Below are 983 nucleotides of genomic sequence, written 5' to 3'. Positions count from 1 at the left end.
AATCATTAAAGATGCCCAAGGGAATACGATTAGGACATTCAAACTGTTAAAAAATAAGACAGTGTTTGCCATATTAGAGCGGTTTAATCAACAAGGTATTAAAACTAACCATATTGAAATATCCACAGACGGTAATGTGAAAAATCAATATCTGGATAATCAAGGCAATATATTATTAACCACTGACGAGGTTAAAGACCAAAACGCCCCTCAACTTTATGATGACTTACCATTCAACCCAGATGGTTTTGACATAATACTGCAAGAGGCAAATACACAATAATCAAAATATAATAAGGAATAAGAGTACGTTACATAAAAACGCTATAAGCCTAAATGGAAAAAGGTGAGGAAGAGATGAAAAAGTTAGTCAGAATAGGGTTGATCTTCTTTTTACTGTGGATAGCAACTTTTCAATCTGTTTTAGCCGAGGTAAAAATGCACGATCAGCAAATACAACTAGTAAAAAAACTAAAAACACAGGGCATTATGCCTAATAAAACCTATTACCAACATGATTTTATGCCTGCTTTTGATAACGAAGAAAGCTTTCCAGAAAAAGATTTATTCTTGTCAGTAATTGGTTTAGAAGACCACAAAAGAATGTATAGCACGGCAGTCCAAAGTATTGCTCAAGTTAAATTAAATCAGAATTATCAATATAGTGATATATGGCAACGTAAACGCAATATTATTGAAATATTATATCCTACCGATGCTTTTCAATCGCTAGAAGATGGTGTTTATTTTTATACATTAGATGAGCATAAACAATTACAACAACATGCTTCATTTGAAGACGTTTTTGAATTACCTTGTTATCTACGGGTTGAAAAAAAACGTGGTATTGTGGTTAGCACCCAGAAAAGGTGTTTAGCCTCTATTAGCCATTATTCCTATGATTATTTTGTAAATAATAATTTAAAAAATCTTAGAATTGATATGTATGATAACAATCATAATATTATTTACACCTCTGAAAT

General features: G+C 31.4%; 2 protein-coding genes. Both read left to right on the top strand.

Features of this window, described 5'->3' with window-relative positions; translation table 11 throughout:
• A partial coding sequence (locus tag A9G28_RS13540; protein WP_176702114.1) for a hypothetical protein occupies positions 1 to 283 on the top strand: 283 nt, incomplete at its 5' end.
• A gap of 74 nt (positions 284 to 357) precedes the next feature.
• Positions 358 to 983: hypothetical protein (locus A9G28_RS05190; protein ID WP_141674689.1), on the top strand; the 626-nt coding region annotated here is incomplete at its 3' end.

Source organism: Gilliamella sp. Fer1-1 (assembly GCF_001690825.1).
Classification (GTDB): domain Bacteria; phylum Pseudomonadota; class Gammaproteobacteria; order Enterobacterales; family Orbaceae; genus Gilliamella; species Gilliamella apicola_C.
Note: the sequence above shows the minus strand (reverse complement) of the source record. Positions and strands in the feature narration are given on the sequence as shown.